At 67.9% G+C, this 23,922-nt stretch carries 22 protein-coding genes; 9 read left to right on the top strand and 13 right to left on the bottom strand.

What is annotated here, in order from left to right:
* Positions 1-16: 16 nt before the first annotated feature.
* Entirely contained in the window at positions 17-1,354 is a 1,338-nt protein-coding gene (tnpB, locus tag HEB94_RS48100; RefSeq protein ID WP_192756023.1) for an IS607 family element RNA-guided endonuclease TnpB, read from the bottom strand.
* Positions 1,351-1,920 (bottom strand): IS607 family transposase, encoded by a 570-nt coding sequence (locus tag HEB94_RS48105; RefSeq protein ID WP_192756024.1) that lies wholly within the window; start codon positions 1,918-1,920, stop codon positions 1,351-1,353. Before HEB94_RS48105 ends, tnpB begins: the two co-directional genes overlap by 4 nt.
* Positions 1,921-1,981: 61 nt before the next feature.
* Between HEB94_RS48105 and HEB94_RS53180 the strand changes: the two genes are divergently transcribed.
* The 3 genes from HEB94_RS53180 to HEB94_RS48120 all read left to right on the top strand — a co-directional run bounded on the left by HEB94_RS53180 (position 1,982) and on the right by HEB94_RS48120 (position 3,512).
* On the top strand, positions 1,982-2,605 hold the full coding sequence (locus tag HEB94_RS53180; protein WP_192756025.1) for a glycosyltransferase: 624 nt from the start codon (positions 1,982-1,984) through the stop codon (positions 2,603-2,605).
* Entirely contained in the window at positions 2,602-2,940 is a 339-nt protein-coding gene (locus HEB94_RS53185) for a glycosyltransferase (RefSeq protein WP_192756026.1), read from the top strand. Before HEB94_RS53180 ends, HEB94_RS53185 begins: the two co-directional genes overlap by 4 nt.
* A gap of 101 nt (positions 2,941-3,041) precedes the next feature.
* Positions 3,042-3,512, top strand: coding sequence for an NUDIX domain-containing protein (locus HEB94_RS48120; protein WP_192756027.1), 471 nt, complete (start codon positions 3,042-3,044; stop codon positions 3,510-3,512).
* Here HEB94_RS48120 and HEB94_RS48125 read toward each other — a convergent pair.
* Positions 3,500-5,539, bottom strand: a complete 2,040-nt coding sequence (locus HEB94_RS48125) for an MGH1-like glycoside hydrolase domain-containing protein (protein ID WP_192756028.1) — start codon at positions 5,537-5,539, stop codon at positions 3,500-3,502. The genes HEB94_RS48120 and HEB94_RS48125 overlap by 13 nt on opposite strands.
* Positions 5,540-5,888: 349 nt before the next feature.
* Between HEB94_RS48125 and HEB94_RS48130 the strand changes: the two genes are divergently transcribed.
* From HEB94_RS48130 to HEB94_RS48145, 4 genes are all read left to right on the top strand, one after another.
* The gene (locus HEB94_RS48130; protein WP_192756029.1) at positions 5,889-6,920 is read left to right on the top strand and encodes a LacI family DNA-binding transcriptional regulator; all 1,032 of its coding nucleotides are present in this window, start codon (positions 5,889-5,891) and stop codon (positions 6,918-6,920) included.
* Between the two features lie 180 nt (positions 6,921-7,100).
* Positions 7,101-8,570 (top strand): ABC transporter substrate-binding protein, encoded by a 1,470-nt coding sequence (locus HEB94_RS48135; RefSeq protein ID WP_238361816.1) that lies wholly within the window; start codon positions 7,101-7,103, stop codon positions 8,568-8,570.
* 60 nt (positions 8,571-8,630) lie between these two features.
* On the top strand, positions 8,631-9,638 hold the full coding sequence (locus HEB94_RS48140; protein ID WP_192756030.1) for a carbohydrate ABC transporter permease: 1,008 nt from the start codon (positions 8,631-8,633) through the stop codon (positions 9,636-9,638).
* 11 nt (positions 9,639-9,649) lie between these two features.
* Positions 9,650-10,534, top strand: coding sequence for a carbohydrate ABC transporter permease (locus HEB94_RS48145; protein WP_192756031.1), 885 nt, complete (start codon positions 9,650-9,652; stop codon positions 10,532-10,534).
* Positions 10,535-10,658: 124 nt separating this feature from the next.
* Here HEB94_RS48145 and HEB94_RS48150 read toward each other — a convergent pair whose 3' ends face one another.
* From HEB94_RS48150 to HEB94_RS48175, 7 genes are all read right to left on the bottom strand, one after another.
* Positions 10,659-12,755: an alpha-amylase family protein gene (locus tag HEB94_RS48150; protein ID WP_192756032.1), complete on the bottom strand. Its 2,097-nt coding sequence runs from the start codon at positions 12,753-12,755 to the stop codon at positions 10,659-10,661.
* 86 nt (positions 12,756-12,841) lie between these two features.
* Positions 12,842-14,140 carry an ABC transporter substrate-binding protein gene (locus tag HEB94_RS48155; RefSeq protein ID WP_192756033.1) on the bottom strand — a complete coding sequence of 433 codons (1,299 nt, stop codon included), beginning with the start codon at positions 14,138-14,140 and terminating at the stop codon, positions 12,842-12,844.
* 44 nt (positions 14,141-14,184) lie between these two features.
* Positions 14,185-14,613, bottom strand: coding sequence for a carbohydrate ABC transporter permease (locus HEB94_RS52010; RefSeq protein ID WP_337918489.1), 429 nt, complete (start codon positions 14,611-14,613; stop codon positions 14,185-14,187).
* Positions 14,614-15,045, bottom strand: a complete 432-nt coding sequence (locus tag HEB94_RS52015; RefSeq protein ID WP_238361817.1) for a carbohydrate ABC transporter permease — start codon at positions 15,043-15,045, stop codon at positions 14,614-14,616.
* Complete coding sequence (locus tag HEB94_RS48165; RefSeq protein ID WP_337918490.1) at positions 15,042-16,019, bottom strand: carbohydrate ABC transporter permease; 978 nt, start codon at positions 16,017-16,019, stop codon at positions 15,042-15,044. The genes HEB94_RS52015 and HEB94_RS48165 overlap by 4 nt, the downstream gene beginning before the upstream one ends.
* 111 nt (positions 16,020-16,130) lie before the next feature.
* Positions 16,131-17,081, bottom strand: coding sequence for a D-2-hydroxyacid dehydrogenase (locus tag HEB94_RS48170; RefSeq protein WP_192756035.1), 951 nt, complete (start codon positions 17,079-17,081; stop codon positions 16,131-16,133).
* Between the two features lie 33 nt (positions 17,082-17,114).
* On the bottom strand, positions 17,115-18,011 hold the full coding sequence (locus HEB94_RS48175; protein WP_337918491.1) for an NAD(P)-dependent oxidoreductase: 897 nt from the start codon (positions 18,009-18,011) through the stop codon (positions 17,115-17,117).
* A 222-nt stretch (positions 18,012-18,233) separates the two neighbouring features.
* Between HEB94_RS48175 and HEB94_RS54070 the strand changes: the two genes are divergently transcribed.
* The gene (locus HEB94_RS54070) at positions 18,234-18,980 is read left to right on the top strand and encodes an FCD domain-containing protein (protein WP_192756037.1); all 747 of its coding nucleotides are present in this window, start codon (positions 18,234-18,236) and stop codon (positions 18,978-18,980) included.
* A gap of 39 nt (positions 18,981-19,019) precedes the next feature.
* Here the strand turns inward: HEB94_RS54070 and HEB94_RS48185 are convergent, their stop codons facing one another.
* The 3 genes from HEB94_RS48185 to HEB94_RS48195 form a co-directional block, all read right to left on the bottom strand.
* Positions 19,020-19,862, bottom strand: a complete 843-nt coding sequence (locus HEB94_RS48185; protein ID WP_192756038.1) for a carbohydrate ABC transporter permease — start codon at positions 19,860-19,862, stop codon at positions 19,020-19,022.
* Positions 19,855-20,727, bottom strand: coding sequence for a carbohydrate ABC transporter permease (locus HEB94_RS48190; RefSeq protein WP_238361818.1), 873 nt, complete (start codon positions 20,725-20,727; stop codon positions 19,855-19,857). Before HEB94_RS48190 ends, HEB94_RS48185 begins: the two co-directional genes overlap by 8 nt.
* A gap of 95 nt (positions 20,728-20,822) precedes the next feature.
* Positions 20,823-22,115, bottom strand: coding sequence for an ABC transporter substrate-binding protein (locus tag HEB94_RS48195; RefSeq protein WP_192756040.1), 1,293 nt, complete (start codon positions 22,113-22,115; stop codon positions 20,823-20,825).
* A gap of 642 nt (positions 22,116-22,757) precedes the next feature.
* On the opposite strand from HEB94_RS48195, the gene HEB94_RS48200 reads away from it, so the two are divergent.
* Positions 22,758-23,915: a GntR family transcriptional regulator gene (locus HEB94_RS48200; RefSeq protein ID WP_192756041.1), complete on the top strand. Its 1,158-nt coding sequence runs from the start codon at positions 22,758-22,760 to the stop codon at positions 23,913-23,915.
* The last annotated feature ends 7 nt before the right edge of the window (positions 23,916-23,922 follow it).

Below are 23,922 nucleotides of genomic sequence, written 5' to 3' on the forward strand. Positions count from 1 at the left end.
AGTGAGTAGTCATTAGCTACACACCTGCACCTTCTGGCAAAGGAGTCCGGGTCTGACCGGCGGATGCCGTGCCTGGTTGACGTTTCTCAGCCACCTGCCCGGTGACCCGGATCTTCTGGTCGGCTCCACGTCCGTTTTGTGTCTCCGCACTACTCGCGGCGACTGCCAGCGCGGCAAGGTTCCTGGCCGCGTTCTTGTCGCGGTCCATGATGAGACCGCAGGTGTCACAGAGATACTCGCGTTCGGACAGGAGCAGCTTGGCTTTCACTGCTCCGCAGCCCGAACAGGTCTTGCTTGAGGGGAACCACCTGTCCGCCACGATCAGGCCGCCGAACCGTTCGGCCTTGTACTCCAGTTGGCGCCGGAACTCACCGAACCCGGCGTCAGCGATATGACGGGCGAGTTTGCGGTTGGACAGCATGCCGGTGATGTTGAGGTCTTCGACCACGACCGTGGCGTAGGTGGACGCGAGCCGGGTGGTCAGCTTGTGCATGGCGTCGCGCCGCTGGTCAGCGACACGGTGATGCACCCGGTTGCGCTGGGCGTTGGCGCGCTGCCACCGCTTCGACGCGGCCTGACCGATACGCCGGTCCGGGCCGCGACGACGGGACACGCGTCGCGACAGGCGAGCCAGCTTCTGCTGGGCCTGGATGTAGTGACGCGGGTTCTCAACGGGTGGGCCTTCGGACAGGGTCGCGAGGGTCTTGATACCAAGATCCACGCCGATAGCCGCATCGGGCCGAGCGGGTGTGAGTTCGGGAAGCGACTGTTCCACGGTGAAGGACACGAACCAGCGGCCACGTTCGAAACGGATCGTGGCGGACATGATGCGCGCCGACCCTTCCCTCAGCGCGTCGAGCAACTTGGCCGGATGCTCGTGCAGCTTCACCCGCCCGATGCGCGGAAGTGCGGCGTGCCGCTGTTCACAGCGGATGGTTCCGGTGGTGAACCGGCACGAGTGCACCGCGCGTCGCTTGGACTTGAACCGCGGGAACCCGACGCGGGCACCGTTGCGCTTGCCGGTGCGGGAAGCGCCCCAGTTCTTCAAGGCAGCCGCCAGAGCATCGAGCCCGGACGAATACGCCTCTTTGCTGTACTCGGCCCACCATGGCGCTACGTCGTTCTTGGCCTGGTTCCAGTCCCTGCGGAAGCTGTAGAGCGACCATGTGAGGCTGGGCGTCCCTAGCTCGTCAGGGATGCCGTAGGTGCGTTCGGCTGCCCGCTGGTCCAGATTCGCCTTCACCCGGCCAAGACCCCAGTTGAACGCACGACGTGCGGCCGCGCAGTGCCCAGCCATGTATCGGGCCTGACGCGGCGTCGGGTCAAGTGCGTACCTGTACGCGAGCAGCGTCACGCCGGGTCCTCGCAGAGGGCAGCGACGGCAGAAGCCGCCCGGTTGGCCGCGCCACGGCGACCGTAGGCCCGCGCGCACAATGAGGTCAGGATCTGCGTCACGTCCCGAACCAGATCCTCATCAACCTCAGACGGGTCCGCCACGACCAGACGGCGCCCTGATGCCGCGAGAGCGGCCTCTACGTATTCGGCACCGAAGCGGGCGATGCGGTCACGGCGCTCAACGATGATTGTCGAAACTGAGGGGTCACGAAGCAGTGCGAGGAACTTCGGTCGCTTCCCGTCGAGCGCGGACCCGATCTCGGTCACGACCTTGCCGACCTGGTAGCCGTTGGTCGTGGCCCACGCCGACACCCACGCAACCTGCCGGTCCAGGTCGACACTCTGGTCACTTGAACAGACACGGGCATAAACGGCCACAGCCCTACCAGCGGCGACTCCAGGCTCACCGATGACGATCAACCGCCCGGCCTGATACGCCGGAACAGGCAACTTCCCAGCCTTGTACCACCGCAGAGCAGTGGCGTAGCTGACACCCTGGGAAGCCGCCCACTCCTTCAAATTCACGTCACTACCATAAGCTAATGACAGCTAATAACAACTCAAATCCAGTTATTAATGACCCTTCATGCCGGACTTCGGCTCCCACCTCGCGACCCAGTGGGCCACCGAGCCGCCCGACGTGGTGCACGCCCACTTCTGGTTGAGCGGACTCGCGGCCATGGCCGCCGCCGCGCATCTCGACATTCCAGTGGTGCAGACCTTCCACGCGCTCGGCACCGTCAAGAGCCGCCACCGGGGGCCGAAGGACACCAGCCCGCCGTCCCGGCAGACCATCGAGGCCGCGCTGGCCTGCGAGGTCGATCTCGTCGTCGCGAGCAGTTCGCACGAGGTCGTGGAGCTACGGGCGATGGGCATGCCGACAGGCCGCGCGGTGGTGGTGCCCTCCGGCGTGGACGGCGACGCGTTCGGACCCGAAGGGCCATCCGCGCCGCGGAACGAGCGGGCGCGGATCCTCAGCGTCGGACGCCTCGTGGAGCGCAAGGGACTCGACACGGTGATCCGGGCGCTGGTCGGCGTACCGGACGCGGAGTTGCTGATCGCGGGCGGCCCACCGGCGTCGGGTCTGGCCGAGGATCCCGAGGTGCGCCGGTTGACCGGGATCGCACGGGCCCACGGCGTCGCGGACCGGGTGTGTTTCCTCGGCGGCGTCCCCGGGCCGCGCTGTACCGGTCGGCGGACGTGGTCGTGAGCGTGCCGTGGTACGAGCCGTTCGGGATGGTGCCCATCGAGGCCGCGGTGTGCGGCGTACCGTCGATCGTCTCCTCGGTGGGCGGTCACCTCGACACCGTTGTCGACGAGGTGACCGGGCTCCTCGTGCCGCCCCGTGACCCGGCCGGCCTGGCCCGGCGACTACGGCGCCTGCTCCGAGGCGCCGACCTCCGCGCCCGGCTCGGCGCGGCCGGGACCCACCAGGCTCGGGCCTACACGTGGGAGTCGCTCGCCCGCACGATGCAGACGCACTACCAGGAAGTCCGCGAGTCGGTCGCCCACCTGGTCCCCCGGATCGCGCCGTCGACGGCGTGAGGCAACCCCATTGGTACGCCCGGTGCCACCGAGTCACCAGGGTCCTCTCCGCGCGGGAGGTGCGCGCCAGGGCTGTCCGAGGGTGGTGAGAGTCTGTCCGGATGAGCGAGCGCTTCCGGGTGGTCCCAGCCGCCTACATCGTCTTTCGTCGTGACGACCGCGGTGAGGACCAGATCCTGCTCCAGCTGCGTCAGGGCACCGGCTACATGGACGGGCACTGGGCGGTGGCGGCGGCCGGGCATGTCGAGGCCGACGAGTCGGCGGTGGCCGCCGCGTGCCGGGAGGCCGCCGAGGAGTTGGGCGTCACGATCAAGCCGAACGACCTCACTCCCCTGACCGCGATCCACCGCACCGGCGGCAACCACCAGTCCATCGACGAGCGCGTCGACTTCTTCTTCGAGTGCCGGAGCTGGACCGGCGAGCCGCGGCTGCTCGAGCCCGAGAAGGCCGCCGACCTGCGGTGGTGTCCGCTCGACGCCCTGCCCGGTCCCGTCGTCCCCCACGAGCGGTTCGTGTTCGACCACCTGCGCGGCGGCGCCGTCCCCCCGCCGATCCTCACCTACGGTTTCTGATCGCGGCCTCCGACCACGACGGTCCGGCCGCCCTCTTCGAGCGGGATCTGCTGACCGTCGACGGCGACCTCGCGGTCGGTCGGCGAGAGGTGGACGTCGACGTCGTGTCCGCGGAAGCGCAACCCGCGCAGGGTGACGTGGCCGGGCGGGGTTCCGGGGGAGATCACGAGGCTGCCGTCGGGCTGTGGCCGTAGGCCGGCCAGGCCGGTCAGGATCGCCTCCGCGCCGGCCAGGCCGGCGACGATGTTCCCCCGCCGGCCGACCGGTGGTGTGCCGGGCCGGTCGCAGTAGTGCTCCTGCGGGAAGTACGGGAAGTGCTCGCCCATCCAGAGCAGTCGGCGCAACACGTCCCAGGCGAGGTCGGGCTCGCCGCGTTCCCACAGGGTCAGGGCGAGCAGCGGCCCCTCGCCGGTGTAGGCGCCGCCGCCTGACCAGTCGACGTCGCCGAGTTCGTAGTGCACGTCGTCCTCGGCGCTGACGCTGCTCACGCCGTAGGTGCCCAGGAAGGCGCCCGGCCGGATCCGTTCGAGGAGGGCCGCGGCCATGGCCGGTGTGCACGCCCCGCTGCGCAGCGCGTCGAACGCCTGGATGGAGTACACGATCTCGGTGTCGCCGTCGGGGTAGCGGCTGGCGAACCAGCGCGCGTCGGGGTCCCAGAGGTCGTTCGCGACCGCCCGGCGAATGCGGTCGGCGCGCTCCCGCATCGACGTGACGGGCAGCCCCGCCCCGGACGCCTCGGCCAGCGCGGCGAGGGTGTCGAGGGACCATGCGCGTTCGGCGTTGGGACTCGCGACGACGTGCTCCCAGCCGGAGGACCGCATCTCCAGCAGGTTGTGCTGGGTGCCGTAGTCGCACAGCTCCCCCACGGCCGGGAAGTGGGCGTCGATGGCGGTCACCGTCTCGAAGAGCCGACCGACCAGCTCGGCGGAGATGCCCTGCTGGGCGGCCATCGCGTTGGCCAGCGCGACCAGGGACGAACCGCTGTAGGCGTAGGGGACGCCCAGGCCGGTGCCGTCGGGGGCGATCGCGTAGCTCTTGCTGAGGTCGGCCGCCATCAGGGCTTCCAGCACCTGCGGGGTCGACTCGCCCAGCAGCAGGCTCAGGGTGTGGGGTGCGTATCCGCCGGTGTCCCAGGCATAGCTGCACAGCGCCCCGCCGTCCACGCCCGAGGTGGCGACGAAGGGGCTGGTGACGAAGCCGGGGTGGTCCCACAGGCAGACCAGGCCGCTGGCCAGGGACCGCCGCCAGTACGCGTCGAGGCCCGGCACGTCGGTCTCCAGCCGTGGGAGGTTGGCCAGCGCGGTCTCGGCGCGTGCCCCCCACCGTCGTACGGCGGCCTCGTCCCACGTCCGGATCGACGTGGCGGGCGGGAGCTCGCCGACGGCACCGAGGCGTACGGCCAGGACGACGTCGACTTCGGCGCCGGCGGGCACGACCTGGCTGAGGTCCTCGGTCGACAGCTCCACCGCGACGTCGCCGGCACGCCACCGCCCACGGCCGACCTCGCTCGCCGGCGTGCCCGGGGTGGGCGGAGACCAGCCCCACTCCCCGAGTGGCACCTGGCACGGACCGCCCGGATCGAGGACCGGACGCACCGTCAGGGTCACCGGATGGTCCGCCCGGTTGCGAACGGCGATCCGCAGCGCGTAGCCCGCCTGCTCGTGCAGCGGGGTGAGGGTGCTGTGGACGCCGAGGGACATCAGGCGCCCGTCGCGGTACTGGTGGTAGGTGCCACGGCGGGTCACCTGGTGCGGCCACCACGTTCCTTCGGCGTGGAGCAGTCCACGGCCGGCCCCGGCGATGCCCGCCCGGGTCCCGTCCGGGATCCGTACTCCGTCGACCTCGAACTCCACCCGCAGCGAGGAGTCGGGTGCGGCGTAGGGCGGTGCGAACGAGCCGCGGACGCCGCAGACGGTGGCGGCGTCCACGCCGACCGTCGTTCGACCGCTGCCGACCCACAGGTGTGCGGGGGCGATGCCCTGGCGAAGGTCGAAGGCGAAGTCCTCGAGGGTGTAGCGCGCAGGCATGAAGTCCTCTGTCCAGGAAGGAGAAGTCCGGAGGTGAAGACCGGGCGTTGGGATCGCGGGGACCGCGACCGCCCGCCGGGAGCCTGCCACCACTTCGTGGTCGGCCGCAACGACGGCGACCAAGTTACCGCCACTTTACGATCACGTGTTGTCGTTGGACCGGTCCAGTGCTACGGTGCCGGACAGGCGTTGGACCGGTCCAGCAGTTGATGTCGTCGCTCCGCCCGGACGGTTCCACGCAGCACCGTGCTCCATGCAACTCCCAGGCAACTCACACCGCCTTTCCCCCTTGTGGTGAAGGCGTGTTCGACGGACCCGATTTCCTCTCCGAAGCCGAGGTGTCCTGCGCATGGCCAGGCTGACGATCCGCGACATCGCTCGAATGTCGGGGCTTTCGAAGTCGACCGTCTCCTTGGTCCTCAACAACAGCCCACGGGTCGATCCGGCGACGCGGGAGCGGGTGCTGGAGCTGATGCGTCAGCACAACTACGTCCCCAACTACGCCGCGACCGCACTCGCCCGTGGCAACACCCGGCTGATCGGGATGATCGTCCCCGGCCTCACCTGGCGGCTCGTCGCGGCCATCAACTACGGCGTCGCCTCGGTCGTCGAGGGCAGCGAATACGAGATCATCCTCTACACGAGTACGAACGACCGAAACTACGACCGGGTCATCGAGCGGATCCTGGCCTCGAAACTGTCGGCGGGACTCCTCGTCGTCACCCACAACCAGCCCCTCGAGCCGCTGGAGAAGCTGCATCGCGACGGCCTTCCGGTCGTCCTCGTGGACACGCTCGCCACCCATGCGGACCTGCCCGCGATCGTCACCGACAACTACGGCGGGGCTCACGCCGCGGTGCGGCACCTCCTCGAACTCGGCCACCGGCGGATCGCCTGCGTGGAGGGTCTGATGGAGTACCCGTGCTGTCAGGAACGCACCCGCGGCTACACCGACGCACTGGCCGAGGCCGGGATCAGCCACCGCCCCGAGCTCGTGCAGGCCGGTGGGTTCAGCGCCGAGACCGTCGCCGACAGCACACGCGCCCTGCTCTCGTTGCCGAAACGGCGGCGACCCACCGCCGTCTTCGCCCACAGCGACATCACCGCCTACGCCGTCATGGAGACCGTCGAAGACTCCGGCCTGAAGGTGCCGGACGACATCTCCGTCGTCGGCTTCGACGACCTCGCCTCCTCCGAACACGTCCGCCCCGCCCTGACCACGGTCCGCCAACCCTTCGAGGAGATGGGGCGGCAGGCCGCGGAACTCCTGTTCGCCACGATCGAGGGTGGCCCGGGTGAGACGGAGGCGTCGCGGCAACCGCCGCGGCTCAGCCTGCCGACCAGCCTGATCGTCCGGGACAGCACCAGCACCGTCGCCTAGGACGAGCCGCACCGCTGGTGCCCCGCGACGTGGGCGCCAGGCACCACTCACCGCATCACCGACGCACGACCCCACGTCACACACGCACGTCTCGACGCGTGCGGAGTCATCGCGTCGCGCGAGACCACCAACAGGTTCGACCCTGCCCTGCGGTACCCCAGCTTGAAAGGAGTGGGGCCGATGAGGCGTCCCACCACCAGCATGAAACGACGTGACCTGCTCCGCGCCGGAGGGGCCGTCGCCCTCACCGCCTTCGCCGGTGGGCTGACCGCCTGCTCCAACTCCGGCGAGCGCACGGTCTCCTCCACCGCGGTGACGTACTGGGACTGGTACGTCAGCCAGGCGGCCTGGGTGGACAACGAGATCAAGCTGTTCGCGCAGGCGCACTCCGACTCCCCCATCAAGAAGACCACCCAGGTCACCGACAAGTACGCCGACCTGTTCGCGCTGGCGAGCCGCAGCAAGACCACGCCTGACATCTTCATGATCCCCAAGACGCCGACCATCCAGGAACAGGTGGCCAAGAAGTGGTTGCTCCCCCTGGACAAGTGGGCGACGAGCGGCTGGCGGTCGCGGTTCCCGGCAGACCAGTTCGTCGAGGGCGTCAACATGTTCGACGGGAAGGTCTACACCGCACCGTTCGCGGCACCGGCGCCGTCCCTGCAGCTCTGCTGCCACAAGGGTGTGTTCAAGAACGCCGGACTCACCAACGCCGACGGCAGCATCCAGGTCCCCAAGACCTGGGACGACGTGACGCGGGCCGCGCAGACCATCACCACCAAGAGCGGCGGCAAGGTGTACGGCCTGGGCTTCGGCAACGCGCAGAACTTCGCGCTGGCGTGGTGGATCGACCTGTTCACCCGCGGTGCGGGCTCCCCCGGTGGCACCAACTCGATGGACTTCCGGACCGGAGCCTGGACCTACGGAAGTGACCGCAACTACGCCGACTTCCTGAACCTCCTGCTGGACTGGAAGAAGCGCGGCTTCGTCTACCCCAACTCCATGTCCAGCTCCGACGAGCAGGCCCGCGCGTTCTTCTCCCAGGGCGCGTTCGGTATGACGGTCGGCGGCGTGTGGAACCAGCCCACCTGGACCGAGGCGAAGTTCACCGACTACAGCCTCGTCACCCTGCCCTCGCCCACCGGAAGCCCCAAGGCCTTCTTCTACGGGCCTCCCGGCGGATCCTTCGTCGCCATCTCCGCCGGCGCCAAGGAACCCGACCGGGCGTGGGCGTGGTTCGACTGGCTCTACGGCAAGGCCGCCGGCAAGCGCTGGGTCGAACAGGGCCTCGGGCTGTCGGTCTACCCGGAAAACAACGACCCGAGCCTGGTGAAGTTCGCACCCTTCGCGGAGTACGTCGCCATGGCCGACACGGCGATGGTCGGGCCGACACCGACCGTCCGCAACCCCGAGGTCGCCACGGTGACACTCAACGCGGTGAAGCCGGACATCAACGACGTGGCCGCCGGCCTCTACACCGGTCAGCTCAAGGACACCGGCGCGGCGCTGAGCGAACTCCAGGACCGGATGAACCAGGCCCAAAGCGACGCGGTCAAGGCGGCGGCGGCCCAGGGCGCCAAGGTGAGCATGGCCGACTACGTGTTCGCCGACTGGGACCCGACCAAGCCCTACGTCCACAAGTCAGCCTGACCCGAGCGCGGCTCGCGGACCAGTGGTTCGCGAGCCGCCCGATGCCCGGAGGTGACGCCGATGGCCGTCTCCACACATCCCGGCGAGGCCACGGTGAGCGCACCCGCACCGTCGCCCGCGTCCGGCCCGAACCGTTGTAGGCAACCCAGCCTTGCGCGCAGGACCTGGGCGGCCCGCTGGTCCTACCTGTACGTCGGCCCGATGATGGTGCTGCTGCTGGCGTTCGTGGTGTATCCGATCGGCGCCTCGCTGGGCTACACGTTGTACCAGTGGAACGGCATCGGCGACCCGAGCACCTTCGTGGGCCTGGACAACTTCGTCCTGGTGATGGGCGACCACATCTTCTGGGGCGCGGTGCGGCACACCTTCGTCTACGTCGCCATCGTCACCCCGGTGCAACTGGTGCTTGCGCTCGCCCTCGCACTGGTCCTGAACAACCGGCGGCTGCGCTTCGCGACCTTCTACCGCACGCTGTTCTTCCTGCCGGTGGTGACCTCCGCCGCCGTCATCGGGGTCGTGTTCCAGCTGCTGTTCTCCAACTTCGGGGCGACGATCAACAACGGCCTGACGGGGCTCGGGCTCACCCACGCACCGATCGACTGGCTGGGCGACCCGACCTTCGCGATGGGCATCATCATCGCGGTCGGCATCTGGCACACCCTGGGCTACAACCTCATCTACTTCCTCGCCGGGCTGCAGACCATCCCCAAGGAGTTGTACGAGGCGGCCAGGCTGGACGGCGCCGGCCGGATCGCACAGTTCTGCTACATCACCATCCCGATGCTGCGTTCGGTCGGCGTGGTGATCCTGCTGCTGGCCGTCATCGGCGGGTTCCAGGTCTTCGACCTCGTTCAGGTACTCACCAACGGAGGACCCTTCTTCGCCACCGAGGTGGTCAACACCTACATCTACCACCTGGCCTTCGGCGGATTCGGGTCGAGCGCCGTCCAACCCAACGTCGGGCTCGCCTCCGCGGCGTCGTTCTTCTACGGCCTGCTCCTGATCGGATTCAGCGTCGTCCAGGTGCTGGTCATCCGTTCACTGGCTCGCCGCCGCGCCGGACAGTAGGGACGAAAACCATGACCTCGATCGCTCTCACCGACCGGCGCCCCGGCGTACCCGCCTCCCGCCAGGCCACCCGCGGCCGCGGCATGCGGGCACTCGCCCACGTCGCGCTCCTGGTCGCCGGGATCGCCTGGATGTACCCGTTCCTGTGGACGCTGGGCAGCTCCCTCAAGGACAACGGCGAGTTCTTCAACCGCGGCCTCAACCCGCTGCCGGAGAACTTCGTGTGGTCCAACTACGCCCAGGCGTGGCAGCAGGCCTCCTTCGGGAGGTACTTCCTCAACACCCTGCTCATCACCGCCGGCACCACGGTCGCGACGCTGGCCGTCACCGCCATGGCCGGGTACGTGTTGGCCCGCACCACCTTCCCGGGCAAGAAGGTCTGCCTGGTGCTGATCTCGACGACGCTGTTCCTTCCGCACGGGTACACGATCATCCCCACCTTCGACCTGGTGGACCGGCTCGGCCTGCTCAACAGCCTGTGGTCGATCATCCTCGTCCAGGCGGCGGGCGGGATCGTCTTCGGCACGTTCCTGTTCATGGGCTACTTCATGACCATCGCACCCGAACTCGAGGACGCCGCACGCATCGACGGCGCGAACTTCCACCAGATCTTCTGGCGGGTCATGCTCCCGCTGTCCGGTCCGATGATCGCCACCGTGGGACTGTTCACCGCGATCAGTGCATGGAACAGCTTCTTCATCCCGTTGGTGTTCACGCTGGCCCGACCCGACCTGCGCACGCTCGCGGTCGGGATGTACTCCTTCATCGGCGAGAACTCCACCCAGTGGACCCTGCTGTGCGCCGGCTCGGTGATCACCCTGGTGCCGATCATCGTGTTGTTCCTGCTGTTGCAGCGGTTCTTCGTCAACGGCCTCGCCGGCGCCGTCAAGCAGTAGTGGACCGGTGGCCGAGGTAGGAGGCGTCCCACGAACGCGGCCCGGTCCACACGGACCGGGCCGCCGCTTCGGTGGACGTCTCACTCGGCCACGGGCTCACCCCAGAATGCTCACTCTGGGACGTTCACTCCAGGACGAGGAGGTCGAAGCGACCAAGGGAGGGCAGCACGACCTGGGTACTGCCCGTCCCGGAGGTCACCTCGAGATCGGTGTCCAGACGGGCCGAGCGTGCCTTCGTCGCGGTGACCCCGTGCAGGGAGATCGTGATGTCGCGGATCTCCAGCGGCTCGTGGAACGCGCGCCCGTGGTGCCCGGAGTAGTTGATCAGATGGACGAGGGTACGGCCCGACTCCTCCTGACTCCCGACCGCGATCTCGACCTGCGGTGGCGCGTCGGTGGTGAGCTGCGGACGCCGGGGCAGCACCTGGTGAACCGCGTCGATGATCACCTTGCGATGGTCGGGCAGGCTCAGGTCGTGGTAGAGCGAGCCGACCGGCCAGGGCAGGTAGGCCGTGCTCCCGTGACCGAACCGGTGCAGGAGCAGGCCGGGGTGTTCGGTCTCGATGTCCCAGTAACACTTCTCCGGTGGGCCGTACCTCGACGGCGGGACGAGATGGAGTCCGGTCTCCGCGTCCGGCTTCGCCTCCACGTAGAGGAAGGCCCGATCCAGCATGATCATGCCGGTGCCCTGCGCCCGCGCGTCCTCACCGGAACCGCCGGACCCACCGGGCACACCGGACCCGCCGGCCGGCTTCGTGCGTAGGTAGGCCGAGCGCATCGCGTGCGGCCCCTCCCGGCGTTCGAGGATCCTGGCCGCGCCCAGGCTCTCCAGCCCGAGTTCGGCGCGGGCCTGCCCGGTCGGGTCGAACGCCGCGGTGTCGGAGGTGGCGATGAGGCCACCGCCGCCGTCGACGTAGGCGTCGAGCACCGCCCGCTGTTTCTCGTCCAGGACGGCGACGTTGGGCAGGATCAACGCGTCGTAGCCGGCGAGTCGCCCGGACTCCGCCAGTTCGGCGAGCTTGTCGTCGGGAAGGATGTCGAAGGGCAGGTGGCTCTCGACCAGGGCGCGGAAGATGCCGCGGAGCTCCCGGGTGACCTTCGCCTGACCGGTCTCGCCGAAGTGCAGGGCGCTGCGCTCGGAGGAGACCAGGGCGATCCGCGCCGCCGAGCGTAGTCCTTCGTAGTAGTCCTGGTGGTCGCGGTGGAACCGCAGGACGTCGGCGACCACGTCGAAGTCGCCGCGCCCGAACAGGTCCGGCGTACCGATCATGTAGGCCGAGGGGTTCCCGCCGTGCGCCATCGCCTGGGTCAGGTGCAGGCCGAGGTAGCCGGGCTGTTCGACGGTGAAGCGGTAGGGCAGGTCGAGGAACATCACCGTGTTGACCCACACCGGCTTGTCCGGCACCGCCGTCCGTGACTCCCGGACGAACTCGCCGACGCCGTACACCCACAGCGGCTCGGGTCGTTCGATCGCGTTGTTCGCCTCGTAGAAGACGACGTCGGGGTCGGCGCGCAGGATCAGTGCGACGTCGGGACGCCGGCTCGCGAGGAACTCCCGGATCCGGCGGGCCAGGTCGTCGAGGACGGACTTGGTGTAGCCGTGCCACTGCGTGTAGGCCGGGTCGGACCAGTCCGGGTCGCGTGGCAGGGAGACGCCGTAGGTGGCCGCGAACCTGGTCTGGCAGTGCACGCACTGGCAGATGCCGTGGTAGCGGCGGGAGTAGTCGCGCTCGTTGAAGCCGAACCAGTTGAAGAAGAACCCGTCCACCGGGTAGCGGTCGAGCACCTCACCGAGGATCTCGAACGCCCGCTCCTGGTAGTAGGGGGCGCTGGGGCAGGTGCTGTACAGGCCGTTGTAGATCTGCCGCTCGCCCTTCGGCGAGACGAAGCACCAGTCCGGGTGTGCCTCGGCGACGTCCTGGTGGACCTTGGAGAAGTCCACCCGGGAGATGACCCGGACGCCCCGGGCGTGCGCGGCCGTCACCGCGTCGCCGATCAGGTCACCGCTCGCGCGTTCGGACAGCCACGGGCTCGGGTGCTGGAACGGCAGTGCGGAGGGGAAGAACGACACGATGCCGGCGGTGTTCAACAGCCAGGTGTCGGCACCGATGTCCTGGATGTGGTCGAGGACGCGCTCCACGTCCAGGCCGGCGTCGATCTCGCGCAGGTTGGTCTGGAACGTCCGATAGGGCTTGGTCCACCACCGGTCCGTCGTACTCATCGGCTGCATCAACCTTCCTCTCGGCCCGGCGGACGGCGCCGCCACGTCGCTGCTGGTAGTTGGCGTTCACGTCGGTTCACCGAAACTCAGGAACTGAGCAGACGCTTCGCTTCGGTCATGAATCCGGAGACGGCGGCCGGGATCTTCTTCCGGCCGTAGGCCACGTCCTGGCTGGTACGCCGGATGGCGTCGTTGACCTGCTCACTCCCCTCGGGGCGGACTGGATTCGGTCGCTGTGGGTTCTTCATTTCCCGGCTGATCTGCTCGACGAACGCCGCTTCGGGTTCGGACAGATCCGGAACCAGGAGCTCCCGGATCTTCTCCGACGACGGGGCGCCCTGGTTGACCTTGGTGATGTCGGCGGCCTTCTCGTCGTTGAGGAAGAAGTTGAGCATCTTCGCGGTGAGCTCGGGCTCCTTGGTCTTCGCGCTGACGGAGATCAGGATGGGCGGGAAGAACCACCAGTCCTTGGACCCGCCGGCCAGCGTCGGCATGCTGTACATCTCCAGCGGCCCCTTGAGCAGCGCGCTGACCTGCGGGTAGTGGTTCGAACTCTCCCACAGGATCGCTGCCTTACCGGTGACCAGGAGGTTCTGCTCGCTGCTGGCGTCGGCCTCGATCTCGACGTCGGGCGGAGGGATCGTTCCGTCGGCGCGGAGCTTGGCCCAGTAGTCCAGCCAGTCGCCGAGGACGTCGGCGCCGAAGCCGACCTGGCCGGAGGTGTCGAACAGCTCCGCCCCTGACTGGCGGACGTAGGCCTCGAAGTGTCGCTGGGTGTCGCCGAGGGTCGGGTCGGTGCAGCCCCAGAAACTTCCCTTCCTGGTGAGGCCACGGGCCAGCTCGGCGATGGCGTCCCAGGTGGCCTCCGTGGGGTAGGTCGCACCGGCCTTCTGGAGCTCGGCGCCGGCGACGAACACCGCCTGACCGACGTAGTGGGTCGGCAGCGCGTAGACACCGCTGCCGACCTTCCCGTCCGCGACCGCGGCGTCGCCGAGCGCGCCGACGTCGATCGTGTCACCGACGTACTTGCTCAGGTCGAGGAGCGCACGCGAGCTCGCGTACCGGCCGACGTGGGTGTCTCGCATCCACATGACGTCGGGGAGTTCACCGGCCGCCGCCTGGGTGGCGAGCCGCTTCAGGTAGGGGTCGAGGTCGGCGAACTCCGAGGTCACAGCGGTGCCGGAGTTGTCGGTGGTGAAGAGCTTCAGAGCCTTGCGGTAGAGCGCTGCCCGGTCCGCGTCGCCCCACCACGCCACCTTGAGGCTGCCGCTCCCCTCCGAGCCGCCGCCACCGCCGCCGAATCCCGCGCAGCCGGCCGCCCCGAGCAGTCCGGCCGAGAAGACGATCGTTCTGAGCAGGTCCCGCCTGTTGAGTACGTGTGCCATGTCCTCGCAACCTTCCGCGAACGCCAGACCGGACGATCCACCGGCTACTTGAGACCTGTCGTGGCGATGCCTTGCACCAGATGCCGCTGGGCGACCACGAACACCAGAAAGATCGGCGCCAGCGAGAGGATCGACATCGCGAACATGCCGCCCCAGTCGGACTCACCCGTCGAGTCCAGGAAGGAGTTGAGTGCCACCGGGGCGGTGTAGAGCTGCTGATCGGTGAGGTAGAGCAACGGGGTGAAGAAGTCGTTCCAGGACCAGATGAAGGTGAACACGGCGGTCACCGCCAGTGCCGGCCGCATGAGCGGGAAGATGATGCGCCAGAAGATGCCGAACGCGCCGCAGCCGTCGACCGCCGCGGCGTCGTCCAGTTCGCGTGGAATCCCGCGGATGAACTGCACCATCAAGAAGACGAAGAAGGCGTCGACGGCGAGGAACTTCGGCACGATCAGCGGGTAGAAGGTGTTCACTCAGCCGAGTGCGTGAAAGAGGATGTACTGCGGCACGACCACGACGTGGAACGGCAGCATGATGGTGCCGAGCATCAGCGCGAACATCGGTCGCTTGAACCGAAACGACATGCGCGCGAAGGCGTAGGCGGCAAGCGAACACGACACGAGGTTCGCGAGAACCGAGATCACCGCGATGGTGAAGGAGTTCATGAAGAACTGGCCGAACGGGATGCCGAGCTGGTTCCAGCCGTCGACGTAGTTGCGGAGGGTCCAGGCCCCGCTCAGCAGCCCAGGTTCGGTGAAGATCAGGTTGTTCGGCTTCAGTGAACTCGAGGCCATCCACAGCAGCGGGTAGATCATCACGATCCCGAAGAGCACCAGCAGGCCATGGGTGGCCAACTGCTGGCTACCACCGGCCGTCCGCTCCGTGTCGCTTTCCGTCGTACTCAACGGTCACCGCCGTAGTAGACCCAGTAGCGCGAGGTGGAGAACGCGATCGCGGTGAACGCCGCGATCACGACGAGCAGCACCCACGCCATCGCGGAGGCGTAGCCCATGTCGAAGTCCGTGAATGCCTTCTGGTACAGGTACAGCGTGTAGAAGAGTGTGGAGTCCACCGGCCCACCGTTCCCGCCGCTGATGATGTAGGCCTGGGTGAACGCCTGGAACGCGTGGATCATCTGCAGGATCAGGTTGAAGAAGATCACCGGCGTCAACAACGGCACCGTGATCATCGCGAACTTCCGGGCCGAGCCGGCGCCGTCCACCGAGGCGGCCTCGTAGAGTTCCGTCGGTATCTGGCGGAGGCCGGCCAGGAAGATGATCATCGGTGAGCCGAAGGTCCACACGTTCAGGACGACGAGGGTCTGGAGCGCGTGTTGTGGTGTCGCGATCCAGTTCGGCAGGTTCTCGAACCCCACGACCTCCAGCGCCCGGTTGACCAGCCCTGACCGGCCGAACACCTGTCGCCACAGGATCGCCACCGCGACACTGCTGCCGAGCAGGGACGGAAGGTAGTAGACGGAGCGGTAGATCGACAGACCGCGCACTCCCCGGTTGAGCAGCAGCGCGAGGGCCAGGGCGAAGGCGAGTTGCAGCGGGACGGAGAGAAGGACGTACCGGAAGGTCACCCCGGCCGCGGCGAAGAAGCGCGGATCGTCGGTGAACATCCGGCGGTAGTTGTCCAACCCAACCCAGTTGAGCCGGCCGACGAGGTTGTAGTCGGTGAACGACAGGTAGAGCGACGCCGCCATCGGTCCGAGCGTGACGGCGATGACCCCGACGATCCAGGGAAGCAGGAAGAGGTACGGCGTGAGCGCCCGCCGCACTCTGCCCGGACGTCCCGCGGTCCGGCGTCGGCCGGCCCCGTATCGCGCAACTCCGGCGCCGGGTGTCGGCCCCGGCAAGGTCGCCTTGTCGGTCACTGGTCCTCCCATCCTGTCCACGTAGGAGGGGGACCGTCGCCGCCCGACGGGCGGGCGGCGACGGAACGGTTGCCGCGGAGGCTCTGCGGCTCGGCCGGGTCAGGACCGGCGTCAGTACCCGGCTTGCTTGTCCACGATGTTCAGCATCGGCTCGCCGGCCTGGAACCGGCGGAGGTTCTCGGCGAAGATCTCGATCCCGCGCCGCCGCGTGCCCGGGGTGGTCGCGCCGTTGTGCGGGGTGATGATCGTGTTGGGCGCGGTCCAGAACGGACTGTCGGACGGGAGCGGCTCCACGCCGTGCGCGTCGATCCCAGCGCCGGCGATCCACCCCTCCTGCAGGGCGCGCAGCAGCGCCGCGTCGTCGGCGATACCGCCGCGGGAGATGTTGACGTAGTAGGCCGTCGGCTTCATCGCGCGGAACTCCGCCTCGCCGAGCATCCCGATGGTCTCCGGCGTACGCGGGGCGGTCACGACCACGAAGTCGGAGGCCTCGAGCAGCGCCGGCAGCTCCTCCCGCCGGTACAGCTGGTCGACGAACGGCACCGGCCGGTCGACCTGGCGCCGGGTGCCGAGCACGTTCATGTGGAAGGCCTTCGCCTTCTTCGCCAGGTCGGCGCCGGAGTAGCCGAGGCCGATGATGCCGCAGGTGAGGCCGGCGAGTTCGGGATGGGTGAAGCGTTCCCACCTGTTGTCGCGCTGGGCGTCGACCCAGCGCATGGCGTTGCGGTTGAGCATCATCATGAGGAGCATCGCCTGCTCGGCGAGCGGGATGCCGCCGTTGCCCTTGGACGACGTCAGCGTCACCGGGCTCGCGAGCATCTCCGGGTAAAGGTCACGGTCGGGGCCGGCGGCCCAGCTGTGCACCCACCGCAGCCGCTCGGCCTTGGCCAGCGCCTCCGGGCTGACGTGTCCGGCGACGCCGTCGGCGGTGGCGACCCGCCCCTCCACGTCCTTGTCAGTGTCGAGGAACTCCAGCGTCGCGTCGGAGGCCACCGCCGTGATGCGCGCGCGTTCCTCCTCCGAGAAGCTCCCGCACACCAGAACGTTCACTCGTTCGGTCATCACGTCTCCTCTTCCAAGCGGTGAGCACGCTCCCTAGGCCGGGTCGTCCTCCCGTGAACGCCCGGACAGTTCCTCCACCAACCTCAGCAGTGCGGTGTGGTCCAGTCCCCCGTCGCCGCGGGCGACCATCGACCCCACCAGCTGTGCGGCGACGGAGCCGAGTGGTGTGGCCACCCCGGCGTCGCGGGCCGCCGCGGAGACGATGCCCAGGTCCTTGTGGTGCAGGGCCAGCCGGAACCCGGGCGCGAAGTTGCGGGCCAGCATGCCCTCGACCTTGCGGTCGAAGATGGCGTTGCCGGCCAGTCCGCCGGCGAGCACCTCGACCGCCGAGCGGGTGTCGACGTCGTGGGCGTCGAGGAAGACGAGCGCCTCCGCGACCAGGCCGATCGTGCCCGCGACGATGAGCTGGTTGGCCGCCTTGACGGTCTGCCCGGAGCCGGCCGGCCCGACGTGCATGATGGTGCGGCCCAGCTTCTCCAGAACGGGGCGGGCCGCGGCCACGTCGTCGGGGGCGCCGCCGACCATGACAGAGAGAATGCCGTCAACCGCGGCTTGCTCGCCGCCGCTGACCGGGGCGTCGAGGACCCGGAGTCCGTTCGCCGAACCGTCCTTGGCGAGTTTCGCGGCCACGTCCGGGCGGATCGTGCTCATGTCGATCACCAGCGTGCCGGGCTTGGCGTTGGCGAAGACGCCGTCGGATCCGTACATCACCGCCTCGACGTCTGGAGAGTCCGGCAGCATCGTCACCACCACGTCGGCGTCGCGGACCGCGTCCGCGATGCCGTTGGCGGCCCGGCCACCGCGTTCGGCGAACGTCGCCACCTTGCCGGGACTGCGGTTGTGTCCGATGACCTCGAAGCCCCCGGTGACCAGGTTGGTGGCCATGGGCAGACCCATGATTCCCAGCCCGATGAATCCCACCGTCGTCACGCCGTGTCCTCCCGCTCGCATAGCTCGAGAACCGCATCGTCGAGCTGGGTACGACGTTCGACACTCGAATCCGACCTGATTGGTCCAACCACCCAGCCAGTTCCGGACTCTAGGGAGACGGTTACCACCCGTCAAGGCAGGCTGACCGTTGCCGGTCGAGCCGACTGGTTTTCGCTTGGCGGGAGGCGGCTTCCCGTCGGAGGAGGGTGGTGAACAGGTCCGGTGGTCCAACCAACTGATGCCTTCCGCGCGGTCGAGCGTTCCAAGGTCTACGCGGCGGTGGTCGACCAGATCCTGCGCGCCATCTCCGCCGGCACCTTTCCCCCTGGTAGCGCGCTGCCCGCCGAACGGGCGCTCGCCGACCAGCTGTCGGTGAGTCGCGGTTCGCTGCGGGAGGCGATCCGGGTGCTGGAGCACGCCGGCGTGCTGGACGTCCGCGTCGGCAGCGGCACCTATGTCGCGGACGGGGGCCGCTCCCCGACGGCCATGCTGCGCGCCCAGGCGGCGGCCATCGGCGAGCACAGCCCCCTCGACCTGATCGTCGCCCGCGCGGCCATCGAGCCCGTCTGCGCCGCACACGCGGCGACGGCGCACCAGCCGGCCGACCTGGAAGAGCTGGAGTCGGCGCTGCGTGAACAGGCGCGGCTCACCCAGCAGGGCGAGGACCCCACGGGAGCGGACCTGGCGTTCCATCTGGCGGTGGCCGCGGCGTCCCACAACGGCGTCCTGCTGGCGCTGGAGCAGAACCTCATCGAGCTCATGCACGAACAGACGTGGAGCGACCTCAAGCACCGCTCCCGCAGCCGGGTCCACGCGGCCGAACAGTTCCTGGAGCACCACGAGCTGGTGCTGGGCGCCATCAGGCAGCGTGATCCGCGCCGGGCCAGCCAGTTGATGTCCATGCACATGAGCGCGATCGAGGCGGGTCTGGTCGCCGAACTCGAAGGCCCGGACCGCAGCGGTGGCTGACGGTCCGGGCCTTCAGGTGTGCGGGAGTCGCTTTGCTCGCTATCCCTTGAGTCCGGTCATCGTGATGCCCTGGATGAAGTACTTCTGGGCGAAGATGTAGACCAGGATCACCGGTAGCACCGCGATGGTCGCGCCCGCCATCAGCAGCGTGATCTGGGTGAAGTACTCGTTCTGGAACTGCGCGAGGGCCACCGGCAGGGTCTGCAGGTTCTCGGAGTTGATGTAGATCAGCGGCCCGAAGAGGTCGTTCCAGGAGTCGAGGAAGGTGAAGATGGAGATCGCCGCGAGGGCCGGAGTGGTCTGCGGCAGCATGATCCGCCAGAACACCGTGAACGTCCCGGCTCCGTCCACCCGGGCGGCGTCCTCGAGTTCCTGCGGCAGGGTCTTGAAGTACTGCCGCATCAGGAACGTCGCGAAGACCGGTGTGAAGACCCGCGGCACCCACAGCGGGAACTGGGTGTCGATCCAGCCGATCTGCCGGAAGATGAGGTACTGCGGGATGAGGTAGGCGATGCCGGGGATCATCGCGGTGGCCAACACCACCAGGAACAGGATGTCTCGGCCCGGGAAGCGCAGCCGCCCGAACGCGAACCCCGCGAGGGACGCGACGATCAGCAGTCCGAAGACGTTGATGAACGCGAGCTTCACGCTGTTCCAGAAGAACACCGGGATGAGTTCGAGCACCTGCACGTAGTTGGCCCACTGCGGCTGGCTCGGGAACAACGTCGGTGGGACGGCGAGGACCTGACCCTCCTCCTTCAGCGACGCACCGATCATCCACAGCAGTGGCAGTACGAACGCGATGGCGAGGCCGATCATCACGATGTACGTGATCACGTCCAGCACTCTGGCCAACGTGGGGTTGGTACGTTGGTCAGCCATAGAACACCCACCTTCGCTGAAGCTTCCACTGTCCGTAGGTCACCAGGCCGAGGATGATGAACAGCAGCCAGGCCATCGCCGAGGCGTAGCCGAGCCTCCCGGACGCGAACGCCATCTGGTACAGGTAGTAGATGTAGACGCTGGTCGAGTGACCAGGGCCACCGTGGGTCATGACGTAGATGACGCCGAACACCTGGAACGACGTGATGAACTGCGTCACCGCCACGAAGAAGATCTGTGGCGTGAGGAGCGGGAGCGTGATCTGCGAGATGCGCTTCCAGGCGCTCGCGCCGTCGATCTCGGCCGCCTCGTAGAGGTCCTTCGGGATGCCCTGCAGACCGGCGAGGAAGATCACCATCGGATACCCGGCGCCCTGCCAGACGCTGACGATGACCACCGCGGGCAACGCCCAGGTGGAGTTCGACAGCCAGGCCGGACCGTCGATACCGACCATGCCCAGCACGGCGTTGATCGGTCCGCGCTCGGGGCTGTAGAGCCAGAACCAGATGTAGCCGACCGCCACCACGTTGGTGATGTAGGGCGCGAAGTAGGCCGCCCGCATCAGCGCGATGCCGCGCAGCTTCCGGTTGCACAGCAGGGCGAGGATGAAGCCGAGCCCGGTCGTCAACGGGATCGCGAGGACCGTGAAGACGATCGTGTTGCGCAGCGTCTCCAGGAACAACGGGTCGGCGGTGAACATCTCCTGGTAGTTGCCCAGGCCCACGAACACCGGTGGGGTGATGCCGTCCCAGTCGGTGAACGACATGTAGATCGAGACGAAGATGGGGATGGCCTGGAAGGCCACGATCCCCAGAATGAGTGGGGCGATGTAGAGGAACCCCTCGTACTTCGCGAGTTGACGCATACGTGGACTGGAGCGCAGGCCTCGGACCCCGGAGGGGCGAAGCTCTGCGCTCCTTTCCTTAGTGACCGTTGGGTTCATGAGAGTTGCTGACCGCCTCAGCCCTTGTTAATGATCTTCTCGACCTGTGCCTTGACGGACTGGAGCACGCCGCTTGCCTGGGACTCGCAGTTGTAGACCTTCTCCAGGGCCGGCCGGTAGATCTGACGGGCGCCGAGGGTGTCGAGCGTCTGGTTCGGGAGGGTCGAGTGGCCGACCGCCTCCTTGAACAGCTCGATGTGCTGGGGCGGCCCGGCGAGCGCGGACAGGGCGTCCTTGTTCATCGGCAGCCACTGCTTACCCTTGGCGAAGGTCTCCCCGCCCTCCTTGCTGGTGAGGTAGGCGAGCAGCTTGAAGGCGGCTTCGGGGTTCTTGGCCTTCTTCGGGATGGCGTAGGTCATGACGCTGGACTCGGTGAGCTGACCGGAGGGTCCCGCGGGTGGCGGGGCGACGTCCCAGGTCATGCCCTTGACCGCCTGCTCGAGGTAGGGGACCACGCTGAACTGGGCGAACATCATCGCGAGCCGGCCCTGCGCGAACATCTGCAGGTCGGCGTTGTCGCCCTGGATGTCACCCCAGGCCGGCTGGACCTTCGCCTTGCAGGTCAGGTCGGTCGCCCACTGCACCGCCTCGGCGCCCTTGGGGTCGGCGAGGGTGAACTTCGTCCCGTCCTTGGAGTAGATGCCGTCCGGGCTTCCGTTGTTGATGCTGAAGGTCTGTTCGAAGCCGGTGTCGAGGTAGACCAGGGCGCCGTACTGCTTGCCGGGAATGGTCAGCTTCTTGGCCGTCTCCTGGAAGTCGTCCCACGTCCAGTTCTCGGCCGACCAGGTCGTCGGAGGCAACGGGAGACCCGCCGCCTTGAACATCGCGGGGTTGTAGAAGATCAGCCGGGGCGAGTGACCGATCACCCATGCCGTGTGGCTGCCGTCCTCCTGCTTCGGGAAGTTGTAGAGGTTCTGCTCGAACTTCGAGGTGTCGACCTTCTCCTTCTCGATCAACTCCCGCAGGTCGAGCAGTGCGCCCGAGGCGGAGATGCCCTTGACGTAGTCGTCGTTGATCTTCACGAGGTCCGGCGGTGCGCCGCTGGCGAGCACCGTGCGGAACTTCGTGTCGTACTCGGCTGGCACCGGCTGGACGGTGACCTTGATGCCGCTCTCCTTCTGGAAGGCGTCCACCACCGACTGGAACGGTGTGCCCTTCAGGGCGGCGTCGTTGAGGAAGGTCATCGACTTGTTGTCGCCGCCGCCTCCTCCGGCGCCCATCCCACATCCGGTGAGCATGGCCGACCCGGCGAGCGCAGCAACGCCACCGACGAACTGCCTACGACCTACTGGGTTGCCGACGCGTGTCATGACAGGGGGCCTCCTCGCCTCGCCATTTCGGTCGCCCCGATTTCGACCTTTCGTACCTCGGTACGCCACCACCTCGGGGCGTCCCGCCTGGATTCGATGCCATTTCGAAGACCGGACTTCACGGTCGTGGAGAACCGTCGGCAGATTCGACAGAGCCGAGTCCGACGGCGGCCAGATCCGATGGTGGCCAGATGTTGTGGAGACGTCGTTGCTTCCAGGACATCCGGGTGCCGGTTTCCACGTTGTAAGAGGGCCCGGCGTCCGGTCTGTTCTCTCGTCAGGGAGGCACATACGTGAAGGTCTTTGCCACGACCTCCTCGCAGATACGTGTCCCACCCAGGCGAGCGCGCATGTTTCGCAGAAGAACCGTGATTCCCCGCACCGACGCAATTACCCGTCAGGCAGTCAGGCTGTTATACCAACGTGCGTTCAGAAGGGTCAATCGTTCTGGCCAGGTTCGCCAAGCTCCCTGTGGGGCTTGGCAGATCGTGCCCGGCGTGCAGGCTGGAGACAGGTCCGAAGGGGTCTGTGCATGTCGGAGGCTAAGCAAGTAGGCAGGTACGGGACAACTTCGGACACAGACTGGCTGCGGCATGTTGAGGTAATGGTGTTATTACAACTCGGGCCTTTCCAGGAGAGTCCATGCCGATCGACAGAGCGAGCTTCGTTCCGCTCCACGCGCAGCTGAAGAACCTCTTCCAGCGCCACATCATGGCCGGTGACTGGGCCCCGGACGCCACGATGCCGTCGGAGGCGGCGCTGTGCGAAACCTACGGCGTCAGCCGCATCACCGTTCGGCGAGCACTCAGTGACCTCGAGGCGGAGGGATTCATCCGGCGGGTGCGCGGCCGGGGCACCTTCGTGGCCGCGTCCACACCGCGCAACGGTCCCACCATCGGACTGCTGTTCGGCGGGTTGACCAAGCGCACCTTCGGACGGCGCAACGACGCCGCCTTCGGCGACATGGTGCACGGGGCCGCCGAGGCGGCGAGCCGGCAGAGTGCGCTCGTCCATCCGATGTCGGTCGGTACGAGCGACCTCCAGACCATGCTCGCCACCCCGACCGTGTGCGGGCTGACCGGGCTGCTCGTGCACCTCACCCGCACGATCACCGAGGAGACGCTGCGGTTGCTCGACGCGACCGGCGTTCCCTACGTCGTGATCAAACGACGCCTCGACCCCGGGCGAGCCAACTGCGTCTACTCCGACGACGTGTCCGGCGGAGAGACGGTCACCCGACACCTGTTGTCCCTGGGCCACCTCCGGGTCGGTCTGCTGCTCGGTCCGCCGGAGGTGGGTGTCTGGGCGGACCGCGCGACGGGGTACGAGCGCGCCCACGCGGCCGCGGACCTGCGGGTGGACCCGGACCTCGTACGGCAGGTGCGCTACCCGATGGACGAGGGCGGCCACGTCGGGGCGGGCGTGCTCCTGGACTCAGCGGACCCGCCCACCGCGATCTTCGCCGGGAACGACTACATCGCCCTCGGGGTCTACCGCGCGATCCGGGAACGTGGCATGGAGCCGGGTCGGGATGTTGCGGTGGCCGGATACGGAACGAACCCGTTCTCGCTCACGATGTATCCCGCGCTGACCACGCTCGGCACACCGGCCTGGAACCTCGGCAACGCGGCCGCGGAACTGCTGTTGGACGTGATCGCCGGTCGGGCCCAGGCGCCGGCCCACCGCGTCCTCCCGTGGCAGTTCGAGGTACGGCAGTCGACCGTCTGGGACCCCGAACGCTGGCAGAAGGGTCCGCGGGACTCCTACCCTCCGCCAAGGATGGCCGTGCTGCCCGAGTGAGGACGCG

It is taken from the genome of Actinopolymorpha pittospori (assembly GCF_014873875.1).
GTDB classification, from domain to species: Bacteria; Actinomycetota; Actinomycetes; order Propionibacteriales; family Actinopolymorphaceae; genus Actinopolymorpha; species Actinopolymorpha pittospori.